Genomic DNA, 1,076 nt, shown 5'->3' with positions numbered 1-1,076 from the left:
GAGCCGGGCGGATGCCCTTCGTGAGGCGTTGGCCACCCGTGTGGTGGTGGCTGACGGTGCGATGGGGACCATGCTTCAGGAGCAGGACCCTTCCCTGGAGGATTTCCAGCAGCTGGAGGGCTGCAACGAGGTGCTGAACGTCACCCGTCCGGACATCGTCCGCACGGTGCACGAGGCGTACTTCGCGGTGGGTGTGGACTGCGTGGAGACGAATACGTTCGGGGCGAACTACGCGGCTTTGGCCGAGTACGACATCGCCGGCCGGAACTTCGAGCTGTCGCAGGCGGGTGCGCGTATCGCCCGTGAGGTCGCCGACGAGTTCACTGCTTCGACGGGGCAGCAGCGGTGGGTGCTGGGTTCGATGGGTCCGGGTACGAAGCTGCCCACGCTCGGGCACATCAGTTATGCGCAGATCCGTGATGCCTATCAGATCAATGCCGAGGGGCTGCTCTCCGGCGGCGCGGATGCGCTGCTGGTGGAGACGACGCAGGATCTGTTGCAGACGAAGTCCTCGGTCATCGGTGCCCGTCGTGCCATGGAAGCGCTCGGGGTGTCGGTCCCGCTGATCTGCTCGGTCACGGTGGAGACGACGGGGACGATGCTGCTGGGGTCGGAGATCGGTGCGGCGCTGACGGCGTTGGAGCCGCTGGGTATCGACATGATCGGGCTGAACTGTGCGACGGGCCCGGCGGAGATGAGTGAGCACCTGCGTTACCTGGCGCGCAACGCTCGGATTCCGTTGTCGTGCATGCCGAATGCGGGTCTGCCGGTGTTGACGAAGGCGGGTGCGCACTATCCGCTGACCGCCCCTGAGCTGGCTGATGCCCAGGAGACGTTCGTGCGTGATTACGGGTTGTCGCTGGTGGGTGGGTGTTGCGGGACGACGCCGGAGCATTTGCGGCAGGTGGTGGAGCGGGTGCGGGGCACGGCTGTGACGGTGCGGGATCCGCGGCCGGAGGCGGGGGCTGCGTCGCTGTATCAGACGGTGGCGTTCCGTCAGGACACCTCGTACATGGCGATCGGTGAGCGGACGAACGCGAACGGGTCGAAGAAGTTCCGTGAGGCGATGCTGGAGG

At 66.3% G+C, this 1,076-nt stretch carries 1 protein-coding gene; it reads left to right on the top strand.

The genetic code is table 11. The annotated features are described in order from the left end of the window. A partial coding sequence (locus ACFWUZ_RS36370; protein ID WP_384382419.1) for a homocysteine S-methyltransferase family protein occupies nt 1-1,076 on the top strand: 1,076 nt, incomplete at both ends.

Source organism: Streptomyces sp. NPDC058646 (assembly GCF_042716875.1).
In the GTDB taxonomy this organism is placed as follows: domain Bacteria; phylum Actinomycetota; class Actinomycetes; order Streptomycetales; family Streptomycetaceae; genus Streptomyces.
Note: the sequence above shows the minus strand (reverse complement) of the source record. Positions and strands in the feature narration are given on the sequence as shown.